Origin of the sequence: Prevotella sp. E13-27, assembly GCF_023217965.1 — a bacterium.
Classification (GTDB): domain Bacteria; phylum Bacteroidota; class Bacteroidia; order Bacteroidales; family Bacteroidaceae; genus Prevotella.
Window position 1 is genome coordinate 1,740,000 of sequence record NZ_JALPSC010000001.1, and the last position, 23,484, is coordinate 1,763,483.

A 23,484-nucleotide genomic window follows, 5' to 3' on the forward strand; every position below is an offset into this window, starting at 1 on the left:
CTCACCTCCTCAGGAACTGTATGGCCTGCTCGATGTGCGGATACATCAGTTCGTCGTTGAGGATGAACGGCACCACACGACGGAAGTCATCGTGGATCTGGCAGATGGCGGGCGACGACTTCAGCGGCAAGCGGAAGTCAAGAGCCTGGGCTGCATTGAACAGCTCGATGGCAAGCACACGTTCGGTGTTATAGATGACCTTGTAGAGCTTGATGGCTGCGTTGGCACCCATAGACACGAGGTCCTCCTGGTCCTGACAAGACGGTATGCTATCTACACTCGACGGCATGGCCAGTGACTTGTTAAGGCTCACGCACGATGCCGCCGTGTATTGCGTTATCATGAAACCGCTGTTAACACCTGGGTTGGCAACAAGGAACGACGGAAGGCCGCGTGTGCCGCTTACCAGTCGGTAGATGCGGCGCTCGGAGATGTCGGCCAGCTCACTCATGGCTATAGACAGGAAGTCGATGGGTAGCGCGATGGGCTCGCCGTGGAAGTTGCCGGCAGAGATGATGAGGTCGTCGTCAGGGCAGACGGTGGGGTTGTCGGTGGCAGAGTTTATCTCAATGTCAATGACGGAGCGCACGTAGCGGATGGTGTCTTTCACTGCACCGTGAACCTGTGGCACGCAGCGGAAAGAGTAGGGGTCTTGCACGTGGGCTTTTATGTTGTTGAGAATCTGACTGCCCTCCAGCATCTCGCGCATGCGTTTCGCCGTCTCTATCTGTCCTAAGTGCGGACGCACAGCATGGACGGCATGCATGAAGGGCTCTATGCGCCCGTCGAAAGCGTCGAGACTCATGGCGGCAATCTTGTCGGCCCAGTCGCTAAGTCGCTGAGCCTCAAGGAGTGACCACACTGCGAAGGCACTCATGTTCTGTGTGCCGTTGAGAAGTGCCAGACCTTCCTTAGAGGCCAGCTCTATTGGCTTCCAGCGCTTCTTGCGGCATAGCTCCTCGCCAGAGATTACCTTTCCCTGATATTCCACCTCGCCCATTCCGATGAGCGGCAGACAGAGATGGGCCAGCGGCACGAGGTCGCCAGAAGCACCCAGCGAGCCTTGGCGATAGACCACGGGATAGACATCGTTGTTGAAGAACTGCACCAGTCGTTGGACGGTGTCGAGCTTACAGCCGGAATAGCCGTAGGACAACGACTGAATCTTCAGCAGCAGCATTATCTTCACAATGCTGTTTGGCACTCGCTCGCCCACACCGCAGGCGTGGCTCTTGATGAGGTTTATCTGTAGTTGTGACAGCTGATCCTTGCCAATAGACACGTTGCAGAGCGAGCCGAAGCCTGTCGTCACACCATAGACAGGGGCTCCGTTGGATGCAATCTTCTTGTCCAGATAGTTGCGACAGCGACGGATTCGCTGCTTGGCATCGTCAGACAGTTCAAGTTTTTCTCCGTTCTTGATTATTTCGCCGATGCGCTCAATAGATAGGTGCTCGGCAGAGATGTAATGTGTAGTCATAGGGTTAGTTAGTCATTAGTTAACAAATCATGGGGCAAAAATAATAAAAAAGGCTGAAAGTATCAAAACTTTCAGCCTTTTTTTGTTAGCTCTGCTATTACTGTGCATTGTGTTTTCCTCTGTTGCCTCTTGGTCCGCGGCCTGGTCCGCGACCATGGCGCTGGTGCATACTCTTGTATTTCTCCATCTGCGCCTCAGTGAGGATATCTTTGAGTTTTGTGTTGTATTCCTCGCGCTTCTCGAACATCTTCTTCATGGCCTCTTTCTGCTCCTCGGTCATCTGTGGACGCTGGCGCTCCTGGTTGTCACCCTCAGGGCGTGCTCTGCGCTCTCCCATAGGACGCTGTGGACGCATGCCTGGACCTTTGAACATGTCTGCGTAAGCTTTGTTCAGTTCAAGAACCTTTGCCTTCTGGTCGTCGGTCAGCTCGAGCTGCTTTGCCATGCGGTCTGTCATTGCCTCGGGTGTGATCTGACGTGGCTCTCTCTGTTCGTTCTTCTCTTCCTGTGCTGTGGCTGCTGTCATTGTGAGTGCTGCCACGATTGTCAAAATAAACTTTTTCATAATCTGTTTGGTTTTGTGTTTATATTGTTAGTTTTTTGTTGGTTGTCATTGTTATGATGCACAGTAATCCCGATAGTTTAATCGTTTCACATTTTTTATGAAAAAGGTGGCTCGCCTTTAAAAACTCTATGTTCAGATTTTAACAAAAACACCGGCTTTTCAAGCCTAAAATACACTCATTGAAGTATAAACATAATTATCATATACAAGTTTCGCATGTATAAAGACCGCAGATTTCACAGATTTCACAGATTATGGCTGCGCACTATGATGGGATTTTTATTCTGATTACTGCAACTAAAGTTGCGATTAGTTGCGCGAAGCAATCTGTGAAATCACACATAATCGCGGCTTAGCCGCTGTAATATGCAGCAGAATCCATGTAATCTGAAATCTGTGGTAGTTTTTATACATCCGAAACATGAATTATCATAAATTATTGTTCAAAATACAGTCGTTAAAGTGTGCAACTTTTTTAGGCTTGAAAAGCCGATGTTTTTTCTTACCTCTTTATTGTCTTCTTTCCGCCAACGATATACATGCCAGAGGGCAGACCGTCGGTGGCGTGCTTAGCATCAGCGTTCTTGCGGAGCAGCTGACCAGACAGAGAATAGACGCTTACAGAGGTGTTGGCAGTCTCAATAGACTCTATGCCAGTGTTAGGATCCATTGGCGTGTAGTCGCTGTTGTTGGTAAGGTAGATATCCTTAACTTTTATGTCCTGGTTGCCGTTGCCCCAGAAAGCCACAATCCTGATGTTGTCTGTTTCAAGAGCCTTACCCTTCTTGTCGCCGTCGCTGGTATATTTAGCCGATTGCAGATTAACCACGATTTGAGTCTTAGAACCAAAATCAGAGGTAGAGTAGCAAGGAGTCCAGATGCTGTTCTGAGTGAATATGTTGAGGTGAGAATTGCTGCTGCTTGCTCCAAGTTTGATAACCAGGTACTTATATCCCGACATGTCGGCACCGTTAGGATACTCCCATCCCATCTGTCCCCATTGTCCTGGACGGAACGTGTGGGTGCTCTCGTTGTAAGTGCCGTTGGCAAAGAAGTTTGTCTTTATGTGCTGAGCACCGAAGGGGAAGAATGTTGAGCGAACGCTGAATGTAGCCTTCAGCTCGTTGCCCATTGGGTCAGTGTAGGTGGCTGTCACGTCGGCCTTGCCTTCAGAGAGACCGAACAGACGACCGTTCTGTATCTGTATGCAGTTGCTGTTACCCATCTCGTAGGTGGTCTGCGATGCCACGTTCTCTGTGTGTCCGTCGCGGAATGTTGCAATGACCTGCAGAATGCTGCTGTTGCCAATCATTACCTCTGAGTCAGTTGATGACAGTTCGATCTTCTCTGCAGTGAGCATATCTTCGTTGAAACCGACGAAATCGGCAGGATAGTAGGTTGCTTCATCGAAGCTGTCCTCTGTTGAGAACCAGTCGAAGTCAGCATAACCGCGCTCGGCATTCTCCTGTGTGGCATAGCAGAACAGACCGAAGCGTGCGCCAACGAACATAGTGAGGTTGAAGCCCAGAGTGGTCTGCTCTCCTAAAGGAGTAAATGTCTCATTGTCAAGAGAATAGTAGAACTGCGTCTTGCTGTCAGAGTAGTTCACTGTTGCACGCAGGTAGATGACATCCTGTATGTCAACAGCCTTTGTCTCTTCGGCAGGAGTGAAGCTGTCGTTTGTGCGAAGCGTGTCCTGACGCCATACGAGACGGCGCTGTCCGTCTTTCATCTCTACGGCAATCATGGCGTAGGGGTCTTGCAGTATGCAGATACCGGCGCGGTCGCCTTCCTGCAGGTGAGACACATCCACGCGTACTGTTCCTAATGAAGCCTTGTTCTTATAGGCGAAGATGCGCTGTGTGAGGATGTTACGGGCCTGTGTAAGGCGGTTCACGGCAGCACCTGTCTTCATGCGGAGCCATCCCTGACGCTCGAAGAGTGTCCATGCGCCGTTGTCGGGTGTGTGGTTCCACTCCCACTGCATGCCCAATGGATAGCTGCGGAAGTTATCGTTTGTAGGCAGCGGGCTGATGGGGTAGCTGGTGCCAACGGCAGGCTTCGTCATGGATGCGCGTGGCACGCCATTGTTGCCCACAACGGGCCAGCCGTCCTTCCATGTCACAGGCTGCAGGTTTGGCATGCGTCCTAAGCAGCCCAGGTCTTCCTGAAGAATGGTCCACCACTGGCTTCCGTCAGGCGTATCTACGAGAGCGCCCTGGTGTACGGTGTTAGCTTTTCCGTTGATGGTCTTCTGTATGAGCATCTTCTCCTCGTAAGGGCCGAAGATGTTCTCTGAGCGGAAGATTGCCTGTCCTGAGGGCCAGCCGCCATAAGTAGCATAGATGTAATAGTAGTCACCTATCTTATATAAATGGCTGCCTTCCAGACCGTCCTTGTTGCTAATGACGTTCTGTTCCTGAATGAAGTTGAAGTCTTCGTCGAGCTCACACATCTGGATGTTGCCTATGCCGCAAGCTACGTAGATTTTTCCATTGTCGAAGAGCATGCCCGGGTCATAGTAGCCACGAGAGATAGGCTTCATGTCCCATTTGCCCTCGGGATCGGTGGCAGTGAGCACAAAAGCACCGGCATCGTTGCAGTTGAGCAGTATGTAGAACATACCGTTGTGATATTTCATTGAGCATGCCCACATGCCGCGAGCATAGGCGTTCTTGCCGTTGATGAGTGAGTAGTCCTCCTTGTCAGAGAGCTGTGTCAATGGCTGTGCGCAGTATTCCCAGTTCACGAGGTCTTTTGACTTCAGAATTGTAGCGCCAGGCAGCAGGTGCATGGTGGTGCTAACCATGTAGAAGGTGTCGCCCACGCGTATTACGTCGGGGTCGGGGAAGTCGGCAGAGATAAGAGGATTCTTAAAGGTGCCATTGCCCTGATCACTGACAATGAAATTGGTAAAATCGGCGTGTGCCCAGTTCTCGTTGTAATAATCAGCATACCAGTCCATGCAGGCCTTACCGCAAGCCTCGGGATTCTCATTGAAAGCAGCCACTACAGTTCCGTCGGCAAGCAATCTGTCGATATCGAAGAAGTCGTGAGGGTGGGTGAGGGTCATCGACATGTTGCCGTAGTAGTCATGGCAAGCCTTGAAAGCCTTACCGTACTTAGATGTAGAGCCTGTTCCCCATGTGCCGAGGTTAGGAAGGACCCAGTTGCCGTGCTCGTCGTAGTGACCTTCACCGTCGGGATTCTCTGGACTCCAGTCCACCTCAGACACCAGGATGGGGTTGGTATCTACTACAGGCACCTGATTGTGGAACTGCCTGATTTTGTTTTGTGGGTCAGGTGTGTTGTCGCTACATCCGTACCATCCAGGGTAGTCGTGAACGGCATAACCGATGTTGTAACCCTCGATGGGCCATGAGGCATAGCTTGTGTAGTTTGCCTGCCAGCCAGTGCCGGGCACCCAGATAATGCCTGTGAATCCGTTGGCACGAATCTTGTCAACGATAGGCTGGAAGTAGTCGTGACATGCCTTCGCGTCGTCCTGGTTGTTGGCATTTCTAATGGAAATAGGCTCGTTTGCCAGCTCGATGCTTATGCGTCCAGCATTCTGTCTTATGTATGCGTTCTTCGATACCTTGTCCCAAACGGTCAAGAGGTACTGGTTGTAGTAGTCGCCAACCTTCAAGTTGTCAGGACATACACCCGGTGGGCGTACTACGACATACATGCCGTGGCTTATAGCCTTCTTCATCAATGGAATGTAAAGACTTGTGAGGTATGTTGACAGACGCGTGGGGTTGAACTTCGTGATGTCTGCCTCGCCTGTTACCCCCGAAGCCTGTCCTGCAGAGCCTGACCATACATAAGAGTCATTTGGGTCGTTAGTCCATGCGGGGTCAAGGTGCAGTCGGAAGATAGTGCACTTTGCTTTCTCCATACCAGTGAAGAGTTTCTCGAAATAGTTTAAGCATTTCGACACACTGGCAGAGTTGTAGCCTGTTCCAGTTCCATCCCATGGCGAGCCCCAGCGCCATCCGTTGAAATACATGTTGGGAGTGTCCATCACGCCATGCAACACCACATGGTTGCCGTGCTCGTCAACCAACCATCTGCCTTCGACATGCAGTGATGGCAGCGGCTTTACTCCCTGTGCCCAGCCAAGTGTGGCAAGACACGAAATGAAGATAAATGTTAATAGTTTTTTCATCATGATAGTTTTGATAATTTATAGTTTTCTTGCGGCAAAGTTAATATATATTTTAATGTACGCGTGTGTAAAATAGCTAAATAAGCGCAAAATGAGACAAAATGAAAAACTGATGAGACGTGTGCGTAACGTGCGTGTACTAAATGAAAAACACGTTGGCACGTAACGTAAAATCGCGCACGTAAATATTATTTAACTTTGCAAGCGAAATTTAACTTATGCCTGAAAGCTAACAATAAAGCATAGCAAAAACTTGAAAAAAGAGAACCTAAAGAACTCAAATTAACATAAAACAAAAACCAACAAATCGTATGAAAACCAAAAGACAAAGCCTACTATGGGTGATGGCTGCAGGATTCCTGTTGGCAGGAAGCGGAGCTCTGACTTCGTGTACTGACAAGTACGACCTTGATGAGAGGACTCCAGGCGGTTGGGGTTCGACCATCTACACGTGGCTTGAACAACAAGGTAACTACACCAACACCGTACGCTTGATTGACGAGCTTGGACAGAAGGAAGTTCTGTCTAAGACAGGTTCGAGAACGCTTTTTGCAGCCGATGACGCTGCCTTTGAGCGTTTCTTTAACAGTGACAACGGTTGGGGAGTTAAGAGCTATGACCAGCTCTCCCTTGCCCAGAAGAAACTGCTGCTCTATGGTAGCATGATTGACAACTCTATTCAGGCAAGTGCTCTCTCCACCATTGAGGGTACTCCTCTGCGTGAAGGACAGTGCATGCGTCGTTTCACATTCCTCGATGAGTACGACTCTGTGCCCGTTCTCAAGCCAAGTCAGATGCCTGTCAATAAGTACTGGCAGCGTCATATCGATGCTGGCAAGGACATGGTCTGCTTCCAGGACGGTTCGCGCATTCCAATGCTGCTTTTCCTCCAGGGCTTCATGACCAACAACAAGATTACCAACGAAGACTATAACTTCCTGTTCAACCATCAGACTAATCGTGAGGATGGTGACGCCAGCGTTAATGGTAAGAAGGTTATCAATCAGAACGTTCGTTGCGGTAATGGCTTCATTCATGTTGTAAATGACGTGGTTAGCCCACTGCCCAACATGGCAAAGATTATTTCCGACAAAGAGCAGTGTAAGATATATACCAGACTGCTGAACCGCTTCTGTGCTCCTTATCCCGATGACAAGGATCTCACGAAGACTGTAGAATATAACCGTATCTATGGTACAAATGTCGATACAGTCTATACAATGAGATACCTCAACGACAAGCGCGATAATGAGACTTTCGAGACTCCTGATGGCGCTGTGGTTATCTCACGTGAGGGCGCAGCACAGAAGATTAAGAATCCAACTCTTACTTTCGACCCAGGATGGAACGCTTACTATTCTGCCAGCCACAAGAATACCAGCGAGGGCAATGTTGCCGAGCAGCGTGATATGGCTGTAATGCTCGTTCCTACCGACAAGGCCATGATGGACTACTGGAACGACGAAAATAAAGGAAAGCCACTGAGAGACAATTTCCCCGGCGGATGGGACACTGTTGATGACAAGGTGATTATTGAGTTGCTCCGTCTTAACATGCTTCCTTCATTCATATCGTCTGTTCCTTCAAAGTTCGCCGGCGTGCTTAACGACGCTAACGATCCCATGGGTCTGAAGGAGAGTAGCGTTGACTCTGTTTGGATGGCTTGTAACGGTGCTGTATATCAGCTGAACACCGTTTATCCTCCAACAGCTTACGTCTGCGTGTCATTCCCAACCATCGTTGACAAGAGCTTGCGTATCATTGATTGGGCCATTGAGCAGTGTAAGTACAGCTTCTATCTGAAGGCTCTCGGTACCACTTACAGCTTCTTCGTTCCAAATAACCATGGACTGATAGAATATGTTGACCCATGTTCTTACGGAAAGTCACAGCTCCAGCTGCTCAGCTTCCGTTGGGACGATGCTTCCGGTGTTTCTGCTGTCATCTATGACTATGACCCCTCGACAGGCTATCGTGACTCTGTAGGCGTGACAACCGACTACAACCGTCTTGTAGGCTGTCTGAGAGATATTCTTGACACACATATCGTGATGGGTAACGTTTGGGAAGGCAATAAGACCTACTATCGTACTAAGAACGGTACAGGTATCCGCGTGAACAAGAATCCTGACGACGAGCACATGACTGTTGAAGGCAGCTATCAGATGTATGACAGCAAGCAGCCTGTTCCTGTTGCAAAGGTTTGGGATCAGCGCAAGGAGGTAACCGGCGGTAACGGTAAGACATATATCCTCGATGCCCAGCCTATCATGGGTACACGCAAGACCGTGTGCAACCAGCTGGAGAATGTTCCTGACTTCCAGTATTTCTTCGACTTGCTCGACAAGAGCGGTCTGGCATCCGAGTTCTATAACCCCGGCACTGGCAAGAAGGAAGACAACAAGGCTTGTGGCGGTAAGAACATAACACTGTTCAATACCTATCATTATACTATATATGTACCAAGCAACGATGCTATCCAGAATCTGTTCGATACAGGTCAGCTGCCTACATGGGATGACTATCAGAATAAGATTGATGCAGGTAATACCCTTGGTGCTACTGAAGACTCTCTTAAGATTGTGAACTTCCTGAAGTATCACATTCAGGATAATGCCCTTTATATCGGTGCCAACAATGAGTCTGGTGACTTCGAGACCTCTTGTATCAATGAGGATACAGGACGTTTTATGATGCTTCACGCAGAACTTAAGGACGATGAAATCGTCGTTACTGATGGCACTGGAGCAGTTCACAAGGTGACAAAGCAGACCTATTTCGACGGTGATGGCATTGAACAGCCTCTTTATAACATCCAGGCACGTGAATACGTGTATGATGGACAAAATGCTGCTACTGCAACATCGTTGTACACCACGTCTTCTGCAGTTATCCATTTGATTGACTCACCATTGCGTAATGGTGCAAAGAATGGTTCATGGTAATTAAAAAATTAAGAAATAAAAAGCTCTAAGATTATGAAACGACTAATTCTATTATTTTCATTTTTTAATTTTTTGATTGCTGCCAATGCTCAGCAGGCTGGCGATATCATCAGCGGTACCGTTAACGATGCGTTCGGACCAGTGATGATGGCAAACGTCGTTGAGCTCGATGCTTCAAACCGTATCGTGGCTTCGGCAGTCACAGATATGAACGGTAACTTCTCGTTCAAGCTGAAGAATCCTAAGGATAAGCTGCGTGTCACATTCGTGGGATACAAGACAGTGACTCTGCCAATTAATAAAAAGAAGTATGTAGTAAAGATGGAAGATGCCACGACTCTTAAGGAAGTGACTGTCGTGTCAAAGCGCCGTGCACAAGGCTCTGGTCTGGCTATTCCTGAAGATGAGATCTCTACTGCCCGACAGACCATTAGCATGAAGGAGTTCGACGGTCTGGCTATCACCACCGTCGATGAGGCTCTGCAGGGACGTATCGCAGGTCTTGACATTGTTGCAAACTCTGGTAACCTCGGTGCAGGAACGTCAATGCGCCTCCGTGGTGTGTCAACCATCAACGGCTCAAGTGAGCCTCTGATTGTTGTCGATGGCAACGTGTTGAACGCAAACACAAGTAACTTTGACTTCCAGAGCGCCAACGAGGAGAGCTTCGCACAGCTGCTGAACGTTAACCCTGAGGATATTGAGAGCATCTCAGTCCTGAAGGATGCTACTGCAACAGCCATCTGGGGTTCTCAGGGTTCTAACGGTGTTATCGAGATTAAGACCAAGCGTGGTGCACGTGGTAAGACCAAGGTAAGCTATAGCTTCCGTCTCACAGGCACCTATCAGCCTGAGGGCTACAAGATGCTTAATGGTGACGAATATACCATGATGATGAAGGAAGAGTTCTTCAACCCCACTATGAGTGACGAGGCAAGTAACATTCCTGAGATCAGCTACAAGCAGAACTTTGCTGAGCGCAACATGTATGACGATAATACCGACTGGCTCAGTGAGGTGAAGAAGGTTGGTTGGCGTCAGAACCACTACGTTGCTCTTACCGGTGGTGGTGAGAAGGCAAACTTCCGTATCGGTGCCGGTTACGACCGTGAGACTGGTTCTATCATCAAGCAGCAGCTCGACCGTTTCACCTCGCGCGTGAACCTTGACTATTTCGTCAGTGACCGCATCAAGATCGAGACAAATATCTCGCTCACCTATACCAAGAACCAGAAGAACAATGGTGACCTGCTTTCTATAGCATACAAGAAGATGCCAAACATGTCTATCTATGAGGAGGACAATAATGGTAACGACCTTCCTGAGTACTACTCTATGCTGTCAACGGCCACACCTTCTATTAAGGGTAATGCGAACGACGGTAATGCACAGATTAACCTTAAGAACCCAATCGCTCTGGCTAATCTGGCTAAGAACAATACCACAAGCTACAACATTGAGCCTGAGTTCAAGATGCACTATAAGCTCCTGAGCTTTGATGATGAGAAGACACGTCTTGACTATGAAGGTAAGGTGGTGTTCAGCATCTTTAACCAGACCGATGACTCGTTCATGCCAATGGCACTTAACAACAAGACATGGAACAACTCTGGTAACAATACTTCTACAACAAGCTCGTCAAAGAGATTTGGTATCACAACAACCCATACCCTGACATTCACTCCTGTATTCAAGAACAAGGACCACTTCGTAACAATGATGTTGCGTGGTCAGCTCAACAGCGGTGAGTCAAACTCTCAGAGCACTACTACATGGGGCCTGCCATCAGGAACTATCCAGAGCACTGCAGCAGAGGGTATCATCAGCGGTATGAACACCGGTAGCGGACAGTGGCGCAGCATCTACCTTACTTACTCTGCCCACTATGCTTACAAGGGACGCTACATGGCCGACTTCTCTGTACGTCGTGACGGTAGCACACAGTTCGGTGGCGACCAGCGCTGGGGTAACTTTCCTGCATTCTCAGTACGTTGGAACATCAGCAAGGAGCCTTGGTTCAAGAAGACCCTGCCATTCGTTTCAATGCTGTCTCTCCGCCCAGGTTGGGGTATCGTAGGTCGTCAGCCCGGTCAGGAGTATCTCTACTTCTCTAAGTATTCTCAGGGTGACGGCTATATCGGCGGTTCTACTATCCAGAGCAACATTCAGCTTAAGAACCTTAAGTGGGAGCAGAAAGAGACCTACAACGTCGGTCTCGACTTCGGCTTCTTCGATGAGCGCATCACCGGTAACGTGGAGATGTACTGGCAGTACACAACAGACATGTTGATGGCTAACCGCGCCATTCCTTCTTCTTCAGGTTATGCAAGTCTTGCTTGGCAGAACGTGGGTAAGATGAAGAACGTTGGTTGGGAGTTCAACCTCAATGGTAATAGAATCGTGAAGATTGGCAAGGCTGCCTTTGACTTCAACGTTACATTCGCAAACAATAAGAACCAGCTTACCGAGATGGATGAGTCTTGTCTCACCAGCCTTAACGATGAGTTCGGCTTCCGTAACGGACAGTATCTGAACCGTGTTGAGCTTAATCGCGCACTCGGTAGCATCTACGGTTTCCGCTATAAGGGCGTTTACCAGTACTCTCGTTATTCTGCTGAGGAGATCAAGGGCATCAGCGGTCCTAACGCTCCTGTAGCACACGATGCTGACGGCAACGTGGTGCTCGACGAGCACGGCATGGCTAAGCCAATGATGTTTGCTGTAGGCAAGAACAACTACGAGTTCAAGGGTGGTGACGCTTGCTATGAGGATATCAACCACGATGGACAGATCAATGAGTACGATATTGTTTACCTCGGCTCTTCTCTGCCAAAGATTACTGGCGGTTTCGGCTTCAAGGTAAATATTGGTCGTTTCTCTTGGAACAACCAGTTCAACTTCCGTTATGGTAACAAGATTATCAATGCAGCACGTATGAACGCTGAGAATATGTACACTGCAAACAACCAGAGCCGTGCCGTTAACTGGCGCTGGCGTGTTGACGGCGATATTACAGAAGTACCTCGTGCACTGTATAACACTGGCTTCAACTGGCTCGGCAGCGACCGTTTCGTTGAGGATGGCTCGTTCATCCGTCTGAACTATACACAGGTTAGCTACTCGGTGAATCCGAAGCACCTTAAGAAGTGGGGACTCACTCAGCTCAACTTCTATGTCTCTGCAAACAACCTGTTCTGTCTGACTAAGTATTCCGGTGCTGACCCTGAGGTGGGCTACGGAAGCTATGGTGTCGTTACCGATAATGCACAGACACCGCGCGCTAAGTCGTTCACAGGTGGCGTGACAATCAATTTCTAAGACCCACCCCCTGCCCATTCTTTGCAAGCAAAGCGTCGCAAGCGCCGAGCGCCCGAGGGGAGGGGAGATTGAATAGAATATTTATTACATAAAAAATATAGAGTATGAAAAATACTAATTTAAATAGAATGAAAGGAAAGCTACTCCGCTTCTTCGGTATTATAGCCCCCATCACCTTGGGAGGCGTAGGAGTCGGGTCCCTTTCCTCATGCTCCGACTTTCTCGACATCCTGCCTATGAACGATGTGGTGCTCGAGAACTACTGGAAGGAGAAGGCCGACGTGACGAGTGCCGTAGAAGGATGCTACGAGGCAATGGCTTCTAATGATGCACGCATACGTATGAGCGTCTGGGGTGAGCTTCGTTCAGATAACCTTACCGAAGGTTCAGGACTCAACGATAACAATATTCGTGAGATTCTGAAAGAGAATCTGATGCAGACAAACAGTCTCTGCGACTGGAGCTCCGTCTATAGCATCATCAACCGTTGTAACATTGTTTGTCACTATGCACCTGAAGTGCAGAAGATTGATCCTAACTATACTTATGAGGAGATGAAGGCTACTATAGCTGAGATGAGCGCTATACGTGCATACTGCTATTTTACTCTCATCCGTACATTCCGTGATGTGCCTTATTCTACTACGGCAACCATTGATGACGGACAGACATTCGTTCTCCCTGCTACTCCGTTCAATGATGTGCTTGACTCACTGATTGTCAGCCTCGAAGCTGTTAAGGACGATGCACTGCGCCGTTCTAGTCAGGAGGAAGTTTTTGGCGGTTCTATCAGTGAGCCAAAGGAGAACGTTTGCTACGTTACTCGTTGGTTTATTTATTCTCTGCTTGCCGACCTCTATCTGTGGAAGGGCGACTGGGACAATGTGATAAAGAACTGCGACGTGGTAATCAGCTACAAGAAGCAAATCTACGATGAGTTGCTCAAGAAGTATGGTACCATCAATGATATTGGCCTCTTCCATGGTGTTCCTCTTATTCTTGAGGCAGCCAAGGGCTCTGCCACTGTCGGTAACGCCTATAATCAGATTTTTGGTGAAGGAAGCTCGTTTGAGAGTATCTTCGAGATTTATTTCTCTGGTCAGCAGTTGGCGTCTAATAGAGTCTGCGCTCATGAGAACGGTTGGGCATATACATATTATGGTAACATAAGCAACGAGGTAGGCTATCTGAGAGCTCCTAAGTTCTTAATGGATGAGTTTGAGAACAAGAAAAACCCCGTGTTCACCTCAACCTCTGACTGCCGTGCATACGAGAACTTTAATAAGAGCGGTCAGACATACAGCATTGCAAAGTATGTTCGTGAACGCGCATCGTTCAAACTGTCAGATGCTCCTTCAATCACTCTGGGAACAGGCGATTATCGCTCTCAGAGAGATGCTAACTGGATAATCTATCGCATGACAGACATTATGCTGATGAAAGCTGAGGCGCTCATCATGCGCGGCTCTGCTGACTGGCCCGCAGCTTTCGAACTCATCAACGATGTCTATAAGCGTGCCAACAATCTGTCTCCTGATGTAGCAGGTGGTTTGACCTACGCAACTTATTCCACCTCACAGGACAAGATGGAAGAACTGCTCTTCCTTGAGCGTCATCGTGAGTTCGTATTCGAAGGCAAGCGTTGGTTCGACCTCGTTCGTATGGCACGTCGCGATGGCAACACGAAGCGTCTTATCAATAATGCACTTCGTAAATATGAGACCGACCTCAACGTTATCAAGGTGAAGTTGGCAGATCCTAACTATATCTACTATCCTTACACGAAGAAAGAGTTGAAGGCTAACCCGCTGCTGAAGCAGAATCCTGCTTATCTGAAAGGCGAGGAGAGCACACTCAACTAAGCCACATTATTAATAATAGAAACCTATATGGAAATTATGAAGACAAGATTTCATTACATATTATGCGCACTCGCTGTAGTGATGGCTTTTGTGGCATGTGTCGATAACGACGACGATATACCCATGAGCCGTTACCAGTCGAACAAGCTTACTGCTGCGCAGTTCCTTGATGAGAATGAGGCACGTCTGGGCAATTTCGTTACGCTTCTGAAACGTACGTCTTTCTACCAGCTGCTTACTACCTATGGTAACTACACCGTGTTCGCACCAAACAACGATGCTTTCGCAAAGTTCATGGCAGAGCGCGGCTATGCCACTCTCGATGACATCCCAGCGGCAGTGGCCGATACCTTGGTGCGTAACCACCTGATTAAAAGTTCGAAGGCATATTTCACTACCGACATTTCTGAGGGTAACCTTGGCATGAATATGGCAAAGCTCTATATCAACCTGAGCGTTGAGACCGATACTGCCAATAACAATGAGATTATTCACTATGCCAACGGCACTGCACGAATGGTGGAGTATGACGACTCTGTGTCAAACGGTGTTGTACACATCGTTAGCAGCATGATTCCTATGACCAGTGACTGGCTGGCCGACGTCATTGCAAAGGACTCTACAATCACTATTTTCAGGGATGCTCTGTTTGCCACAGGTTTGGCTGATACCCTTCGTCTCTATCTTGACGAGAACTATCCTGCGTGGGGTACTGACAAGACTTCTGTTGACTCTATCTCAGAGCTGGGAAAGATTATGGTCGTATGTAAGTCGGGTGGACTTTCTGAAGTACCTGCTCACTGGCCTGAGTTCCGCTACTTTAAATGGACTGCCTTTATTGAGCAGGACGCTGTCTATAGGGCTAATCATATCAACAACCTGAATGAACTTATCGAACATGCTAAGACCGTATATCCTGAGGGTAAGGACATCACAGATCTCAAGGATCGCAACAACTCCTTGAATAAATATGTGGCTTATCACATCATTGACCGTGTGCTCCCCTACGACGAGGTTATAATGAACTCTGAATATCTCAAAGGTTCATGGTGGGACTATGATGCAGCTGATGCTGAAGAGTTCTATGAGACCATGTGCCCTGGTGCTATCATGCGCTTCTGTATCCCTTTCTGGGCAAAAAAGGAACTCTATATCAACCGCAAAGGCTTTAAGGGCACCGCAAAGGTTAAGGGTCTGAAGGTTGAAAGAGGTGAGCACCAGGCTCCTAACGGCATGTATTATTATGTGTCAAATGAAGAAAATGAACTTCTCGAGTATAACTCAAAGGTTCGTAACGAAGTGCTTAACTGCCGCATCCGCTTTGATGCAAACGTGCTGAGTCCTGACTTCCAGAACTGCACCGATTATAACAACCGCCCTGCCCGCGGACGTAACGATGTTCAGGAGGTCGTGGCTTTCCGTCTCGGATATGTGAAGAACTGGTCTATCATGGGTGACGATGCCTTCCTCGGATGGCATGGCGACGGTCCTTGGTGGAGCTCGTTCAAGGGCAATGCCATGAACATCAACGGTATCTTCGACGTAACGTTCAAACTTCCTCCTGTACCATCGGGAACCTACGAGATCCGTACTGGTTATACCGTAGGCGATGAGCGCGGTGTCGTACAGTTCTATCTGAACAATGTGCCTTGCGGTATTCCTGCTGACCTGCGCGACTATGGTGGCGCACCATATATCGGATGGGTGGCTGACGTGGAGACAGGCACTGATGATGAAAAACTCGCTGCAAACAAAGCCATTGACAAGGCTATGCGTAACCACGGTTATATGAAGGGTATGGATACTTGGAGACAGGGCGGTGATGTGAATGGTACTCTCCGCAGCCACTCTCACAACCTGCGTAAGATTCTTACCACCACTTATCTCGATCAGAACCAGACTTACTACATTCGTGCACGTCAGGTGCTCGCAGATCGTAAGTGCTACTGGAACTTCGACTATCTGGAACTTTGCCCGAAGAGCGTATATGACAGCCCACAGGGTGAGGATCAGCACTAATAGACCCACCCCCATCCCATTCTTTGCAAGCAAAGCGTCGCAAGCGCCGAGCGCGCGAGGGGGAGGGGTGCTTGAAAAGAATAATTATCACATAAATAAAATACAAGTATGAAGAATACTAATCGAAATAGAATGAAAGGAAAGCTACTTCGCCTCTTTGCTATTATAGCTCCCCTCACCTTGGGAGGGGTAGGAGGTGGACTCCTTTCTTCCTGCACAGACTGGGATGACCATTATGATGGTGCTGCCGAATCAGCAGCTGCAGGCTCTAACGCTACTCTTTGGGAACAGCTGCAGGCTAACCCACAGCTCAGTGACTTCTGCGAGGTTCTTGAGCAGACAAAGATGTATCGCATGCACAAGAAAACAGCTGTTAGCTATGCTGAGATACTCAACGGCGGTCAGTCTTTCACATTGCTCGCTCCTGTTAATGGCACCTTTGATAAGAACGCTCTCCTCGAGCAGGTTCAGACTGTACAAGGTGACTCTGCCGTAGAGAAAAGCTTCATCTTCAACCACTTGACCCGTAAGCTCATTTCCCTTAAGGCCGACACCACTCAGCGTGTGATGATGCTTAGCAATAAGTATCTGAAAATGGGTGACAATGATGTTGAAGGCGTGAAAGCCATTTCAAAGAACAATCACGCAAAGAACGGTGTGCTCCATGTGCTTGAGACACCAGTAAAGTACAATCGTAATATTTACGAGGTGTTCTGCGATGATCCTGACTATGTGGATGTAGGCAAGGGCATACGCCGCTTCACGACCGAGGAGTTCGACGACAAGTCATCAGTGTCCAACGGTGTCATTGAGGGCGTGCCAGTATATGTTGACTCGGTTATGATTGAGTACAACCGTCTGTTGAATAACATCGGTGAGCTTGATTCCGAAGACTCTGTCTATTGGGCAGTAGCTCCGAAAGCAGAGGGATGGAAAAAGGCTTACGATGAGGCATTCTCACTGTTCCAGTTCGACTCAAAAGTTGAGAAGCGCGACTCGCTGCAGGAATACTATGCAATGTCTTCACTTATGAGAGACGCTGTGTTTAACATGACTGACCAGAAGTCTGTTAACGACTCACTCATTTCTGTGCCTTATATCCATACTTCTCACAACTATGCAAACAGAAAGCCTATCTACAATGTGTTCTATAAGCCATTCGAAGAAGGCGGCATACTCTATGGTGCTGAGGCTATTCCTTGCAGTAACGGTATCGTTTATAAGACTAATGAGTGGCCGTTCAAGCCTGAGCAGACATACTTCAAGGATATCTATGTAGAAGGTGAATCAACATGGAGTATCCTTGAATATGACAAGTGTCTCCCGAATAATGAGGCTGTAATGACCAAAGTTGCTGACAGCATCTTTGAGAATAAGTATCTTATCATTAAGCCTTACCCAAGTAATGCTAACTGGAGTGTGACATATCCTATTAGTGGAACTCTTAGCGGAGCATATGATGTCTATGTTGTCGTATTGCCAAAGTCTGTTCTCAATAAAGAGAATCCTGATTTAAAACCATGTAAGTTTAGTGCAAATATCAACTACCTTGATCTTACTGGTAAGAAACAGACATATGTGTGTAAATCTTCAAATGGTAAGTCTGCATTCCAAAATAATCCGCTACGTGTTGACTCAGTGCTTATTGCTGAGAACTTTAAGTTCCCAGCATGTAACTATGGTATAGGCAGCCAAGATTTCAGCATTAATTTGAAATGTAACATAAATCCATTGGAGTCTGGCAAGTACTCTCGTGACTTCTATCTGGACTGCATCATTCTGAAACCTCGTACCTCTAAATCTGAAGAATAATGAAAAAGTATATATTATCTGGCATGATGCTGCTGGCAACGATGTCGCTGGCAGCTCAGGGAGACCTGAAGACCGTGAAGGGACAAGTTGTCGATGATGCTACAGGCAAGCCACTTGCAGGTGTCATCGTACAGGCCTACGGCGAGAACGCTTTCACGGCAATGACCGATGATGAAGGCCGTTATGTGCTGAAAGCTCCAAAATATGTTCACTCGGTGCTGATGCGCGTTGACGGCTACAACCTCATGCAGCGCGCCATCAGTGACAGCATTGCCGATGCGCGTCTCTATCACGAGTCGTTCACCGAGCTTTACAAGCGCAATACAGTGGCAACCGTAAGTTCAACGGCAGATCAGTTCGACAACACGTCGGTTGTGAGCATCGATCCCCTCATTCAGCAGCAACTCGGTGGTGATGTGCGCACAGTGGCACGCGGAGGCAACGTAGGCCTGGGTAACATCATGTTGCTTGCCGGCATCAACTCTATCAATGCTAATGCGCAGCCTCTCATCGTCGTTGATGACATGATTCTCGACATGATGTATGACCGCTCAACACTGCATGATGGCTATTTCAACAACATGCTCGCTAACCTCAATGTTAATGATATTGAGAGTGTTGAGGTGCTGAAGAACGGTACTGCCCTCTATGGTGCAAAGGGAGCCAACGGTGTCATCCTTATCCATACCAACCGTAACAAGAGCATGGCAACGAAGATCGATGTCACCATCAATGGCCGCTACGAGCTCATCCCTCGTCTGCCTAAGATGATGAATGCCGATGACTATCGTCTCTATACCGCCGAGATGCTGTCAGACAAGGTCGCTGACTTCAGCCAGCTGCGCTATATGAACAGCGATCCCTCTTACTATTATTATAAGAGGTATCATAACAATACCGACTGGACTGATGATGTCTATCGTAATGCGTTCTCTCAGAACTATGGCATCAACGTACAGGGTGGTGATAACGTGGCTTCTTACAACCTGTCAGTAGGCTATTCACTTGCTAACAGCACACTGGAGAAGAACGACTACTCGCGTTTCAACATGCGACTGAACACTGACATTGAGATTACGAGAAAGCTCAATGTTCGTTTCGACGCAAGCTACAGCGATGTTGACCGCAGCCTCTTCGATGATGGTGCACCTTCAGAGATTCTCTCTGGTGTCGTAAGTTCTCCTGGCTTCCTCGGTCTGGCACAGGCTCCGTTCCTGTCGCCCTACGCTTATGACAAGGGTGGTAAACTGAGCCATTATTATTCAAGCTATGTCAAGAACGGTGAGGCTCTTGTTAATGACGACCTCGAGTATCTGGCTAATGGTGAGGTCAGAATGTTCCAGGGTCGCGGCCGTCTTGCCAACCCTGTCGCAATCCTTGACCGTGGTGAGGGTAACAACCGTAACTCACAGGGAACACGTCTCATCACCTTCTCTGTAACGCCACGCTACGACTTCAACAAGCATCTCGCTCTTAGCGAACATTTCTCTCTGGGTCTTGTCAGCACCACTGAGAACTACTATCTGCCTATACTTGGCGTGCCAAACTTCAAGGTTGATGGACTCGATGAGAATGATGAGCTGAAGAACATGGCACAGAGCCAGGCTTCAAATCTCACATCAATCCAGAGCGACACCCGTCTGTCATGGCACAACAGCTACGATGCTCATCAGATTGGCGTTAAGGGTGGCTTCCGCTTCTTCAGCAATAACTACAAGCTTACTTCACAGCGCGGTTACGACACAGGTAACGATAAGACTCCACAGATGAGTGCTTCGCTGAAGTACAAGCAGACAGACGGTGACAACGACAACACCACAGAGCTTATGTGGTATGCACTGGCAGACTATAACTATGCACAGCGTTACTATGTTAATGCAGGCCTGTCGGCTCACGCTTCTTCACGCTTCGGTTCTGATGCCAACGGTCTCAAGGCCTTCGGCGTCGCATGGGGAATCTTCCCAAGCATCGAGGCTGCATGGGTCATCACCAATGAGGAGTGGTTCCCGAAGCTGAGAGGTGTTGACTACTTCCGCTTCACTGGTGGTTTCGATGTCTCTGGTAATGATGACATCAACCATATCGCTTCTCGTTCGTACTTTGTGTCTCGTCGTATGCTTGGCAGCAACGCTACCGGTCTTGTAATCGGTAACATTGGTAACACTGAGCTGCAGTGGGAGACAACACGCAGACTGACTGCTGGCTTCGAGGGTAACTTCATCAACAACCGTGTAAGCCTGCGCTTCAACATGTTCAAGAGCTGGACTTCAAACCTTCTCTCTCTTCAGCAGCTCGCATGGACCAGCGGTCTCGCTGAGTCATGGACCAACAATGGCAAGCTGGAGAACTGCGGCTATGACGTAAACGTTGGAGTGAAAGTCCTGAACCATAAGGACTGGCACTGGGAGGTCGGCGCTTCTGTAGGTCACTATACTAATAAGGTGACTGCTCTGCCAAACAATGACAAGCCATTTGAGACAACCTATTATGGTGCTACTGTTCAGACAAAGGTTGGTCAGCCTGTAGGCATGTTCTATGGCTATAAGACAAACGGTGTTTATTCTACATCTGCCCAGGCAAAGGCTGATGGTAAGTACATCGTTAAGGAGAATGGTGAGAAGTCTTATTTCCAGGCAGGCGACATGAACTTCGTCGATGTTGACGGCAATGGTGAGATCAATGCCGATGACCGCGTAGCCATTGGTAATCCTAACCCCGACATTTACGGTAACATCTATACTAAGCTCAACTGGAAGAACTTCACCCTGTCTGCTGTAATGAACTATTCAATCGGCAACGACATCTACAACTACCAGCGCTCACTCCTTGAGGGTGGTACCTACTTCCTCAACCAGACAACAGCCGTCAATGGCCGTTGGACTACTGAGGGACAGCAGACCAGCATCCCACGCGTGAGCTATAAGGACCCAATGGGCAACTCTCGTTTCAGCGACCGCTGGATTGAGGATGGCAGCTATCTGCGCCTCGCTTCTGTAACGCTGAGCTACTACGTGCCCATCCAGAGCACCTATCTACAGGGTATCACCATCTGGGGTAATGCAAACAACCTGTTCACTCTGACACGCTACCTCGGCAGCGATCCTGATGTCTCACTCTACAGCGGAGTTCTCTCACAGGGTATTGACCGCGGTGTCATAGGAGCCGGACGTTCATTCTCACTTGGCGTGAATATCAATCTGTAATAGAACCCACCCCTTCCCTTCCGAGGGGAGGGGGACGATATAGATTTGTAAAATAATAAAACGATAGAATATTATGAATAATCATATAATAACAAAGAGAATAAAGTCGTCTCTTGTATGGCTCTGCGGCATCGTTGCTCCCCTCACCTTGGGAGGGGTAGGAGGTGGACTCCTTTCCTCTTGCTCCGACATGCTGGAGACAGACTCTGAGCTGGTGGAGTTTGCTAATAACAACAAACTCGACAATGCCACTGATACTGTCAACAGTGTTCTTGGTATCATAAACAAGCTGCAGATCATCGCTGACCGCACCGTGCTTCTGGGTGAGGCTCGTGCTGACCTTATGGTTACCACCGACGCTGCATCATCCGACCTGAAGAACCTTGCAAACTTTGACTTCAGCAAGGACAATAAGTACAATCAGATTAGTGACTACTATGCAGTTATCAACAACTGTAACTTCTATATCGAGAATGTCGATACAGCCATGACACGTCGTGGTCGTAGCGTGTTCATGCCGGAGTATGCTGTTGTGAAGGCTTATCGTGCATGGACATACATGCAGCTCGCACTTATCTATGGCAAGGTGCCTTTCGTACTGAAGCCTGTCATGACTGAGAAAGAGGCACAGAACGCCATGAACCAGCAGTATGTTGGCATGAAGGAAATCTGTGACTATTTCATCAGCGACCTTCTGCCTCTCACCGGTATCAACTACCCACGCTTCGGTAGTGTTGGCGGCTATGACTCAGAGCGTTTCTTCATTCCATTGCGTGTGTTGCTTGCCGACCTCTATCTGTGGCGCGGCTCTCTGACAAATAACAAGGCTGACTATCGTGAGGCAGCTACATGGTATCACGACTTCCTTACCGACCGTCGTGACCCAATCAAGATGAGCAGCCGCCGTACCACATGGTCTAATTCTACTTCGTTGACAAGTCCAAGCTATGGCTACCATGTATTCAACAGTGATGAAATACTCACTTTGATACCCATGGAGAGCCGTATCTTTGAAGGTAACATCAGCGAGCTGAGAAATATCTATAATTCAACTGAGCAGAATAACTATTACTATCAGATGACACCTTCGAAGGCTATGTTCAGCCTCTCTAAGGCTCAGAACTATGTCTATCACGATGAGAATAATCCTGGTACAGACACTATCTATATTCAAAAGACTGGCTTCACAAAAGATGAGTATGCTGGTGACCTGCGCTTCGCGAGCAACTATACTCTCAGCTCTTATGGTACTAACAATGAGTACTCTGAGTATAACTCATACCATCAGTCCATTAATAAGGTGTCGAGATCACAGGTGCCCATCTGCCGTGTAACAATGGTCTATCTGCACTATGCTGAGGCTCTTAACCTTGCAGGACTGCCACAGTCGGCAATGTGTGTCCTGAAGTATGGCATGTGCCAGAATGTTACTAAGAAGTATGTCGATGCTATTGAGACTGCCGAGGCTGGTCAGCTCATCTACTTCGACCCACTTGTATATAAGGAGGACAACGGTCAGTCTTATGGTACAAAGACCTACCAGCGCACTGTCTATGGCATCCACGCTCTCGGTTGTGGTGAGACTCATGCTGATAGCACGTATAACGTGCCTCAGCCTCCTATGGCTCTGCCTACACGTCAGGATTCTGTTGACTACCAGGTTGCAAAGATTGACAGCATGATCATCGATGAGCTCGCTCTTGAGGGCTCTTTCGAAGGCTATCGCTTCTACGACCTGATGCGTTACGCTAAGCGTAAGAACGATAACACTATCCTCTCAAATGCTGTCTATGCACGTAAGGCTACCGCCAAGGACGAGATTAAGGTTGATCTTACCGACGAGAACAACTGGTATCTGCCAATGCCCAAGAAATAAATCAATATTGGATAGGTAATGACTAAAGTCGGTGGCTTGCAGCGCAAGCCACCGACTTTCTTATATCTTCAACATTAATAGCCTTTTCCCCTTCGACATTAATTATCATTAATTGGTACGTTAATATGTCGTTAATTAAAAATCTACGAAGCAATTAATGGGTAATTATATGGTCAAATTATATGGTAATTGTATGTTTTTTCGAAAAAATTAGATACTTGTCTTTAATTATT

General features: G+C 48.1%; 10 protein-coding genes. 7 read left to right on the top strand and 3 right to left on the bottom strand.

What is annotated here, in order from left to right; all coding sequences use genetic code 11:
* Window position 1: 1 nt before the first annotated feature.
* From hutH to M1L52_RS06975, 3 genes are all read right to left on the bottom strand, one after another.
* Window positions 2–1,480 (bottom strand): histidine ammonia-lyase, encoded by a 1,479-nt coding sequence (hutH, locus tag M1L52_RS06965; protein WP_248614208.1) that lies wholly within the window; start codon window positions 1,478–1,480, stop codon window positions 2–4.
* A gap of 97 nt (window positions 1,481–1,577) precedes the next feature.
* Window positions 1,578–2,045 carry a DUF4890 domain-containing protein gene (locus M1L52_RS06970; RefSeq protein WP_248614209.1) on the bottom strand — a complete coding sequence of 156 codons (468 nt, stop codon included), beginning with the start codon at window positions 2,043–2,045 and terminating at the stop codon, window positions 1,578–1,580.
* A 502-nt stretch (window positions 2,046–2,547) separates the two neighbouring features.
* Window positions 2,548–6,219: a family 43 glycosylhydrolase gene (locus M1L52_RS06975; protein ID WP_248614210.1), complete on the bottom strand. Its 3,672-nt coding sequence runs from the start codon at window positions 6,217–6,219 to the stop codon at window positions 2,548–2,550.
* A gap of 308 nt (window positions 6,220–6,527) precedes the next feature.
* Here M1L52_RS06975 and M1L52_RS06980 point away from each other — a divergent pair, with 308 nt between their 5' ends.
* The 7 genes from M1L52_RS06980 (at window position 6,528) to M1L52_RS07010 (ending at window position 23,251) form a co-directional block, all read left to right on the top strand.
* Complete coding sequence (locus M1L52_RS06980; protein WP_248614211.1) at window positions 6,528–9,161, top strand: fasciclin domain-containing protein; 2,634 nt, start codon at window positions 6,528–6,530, stop codon at window positions 9,159–9,161.
* Window positions 9,162–9,194: 33 nt separating this feature from the next.
* Window positions 9,195–12,479 (top strand): SusC/RagA family TonB-linked outer membrane protein, encoded by a 3,285-nt coding sequence (locus M1L52_RS06985; protein ID WP_248614212.1) that lies wholly within the window; start codon window positions 9,195–9,197, stop codon window positions 12,477–12,479.
* 128 nt (window positions 12,480–12,607) lie between these two features.
* The gene (locus tag M1L52_RS06990) at window positions 12,608–14,341 is read left to right on the top strand and encodes a RagB/SusD family nutrient uptake outer membrane protein (protein ID WP_248614213.1); all 1,734 of its coding nucleotides are present in this window, start codon (window positions 12,608–12,610) and stop codon (window positions 14,339–14,341) included.
* Window positions 14,342–14,377: 36 nt separating this feature from the next.
* Complete coding sequence (locus M1L52_RS06995; RefSeq protein WP_248614214.1) at window positions 14,378–16,360, top strand: fasciclin domain-containing protein; 1,983 nt, start codon at window positions 14,378–14,380, stop codon at window positions 16,358–16,360.
* A gap of 108 nt (window positions 16,361–16,468) precedes the next feature.
* On the top strand, window positions 16,469–18,172 hold the full coding sequence (locus M1L52_RS07000) for a fasciclin domain-containing protein (RefSeq protein ID WP_248614215.1): 1,704 nt from the start codon (window positions 16,469–16,471) through the stop codon (window positions 18,170–18,172).
* Window positions 18,172–21,375: a SusC/RagA family TonB-linked outer membrane protein gene (locus M1L52_RS07005; protein WP_248614216.1), complete on the top strand. Its 3,204-nt coding sequence runs from the start codon at window positions 18,172–18,174 to the stop codon at window positions 21,373–21,375. Before M1L52_RS07000 ends, M1L52_RS07005 begins: the two co-directional genes overlap by 1 nt.
* Window positions 21,376–21,448: 73 nt before the next feature.
* Window positions 21,449–23,251, top strand: a complete 1,803-nt coding sequence (locus tag M1L52_RS07010) for a RagB/SusD family nutrient uptake outer membrane protein (protein ID WP_248614217.1) — start codon at window positions 21,449–21,451, stop codon at window positions 23,249–23,251.
* Window positions 23,252–23,484 lie beyond the last annotated feature (233 nt).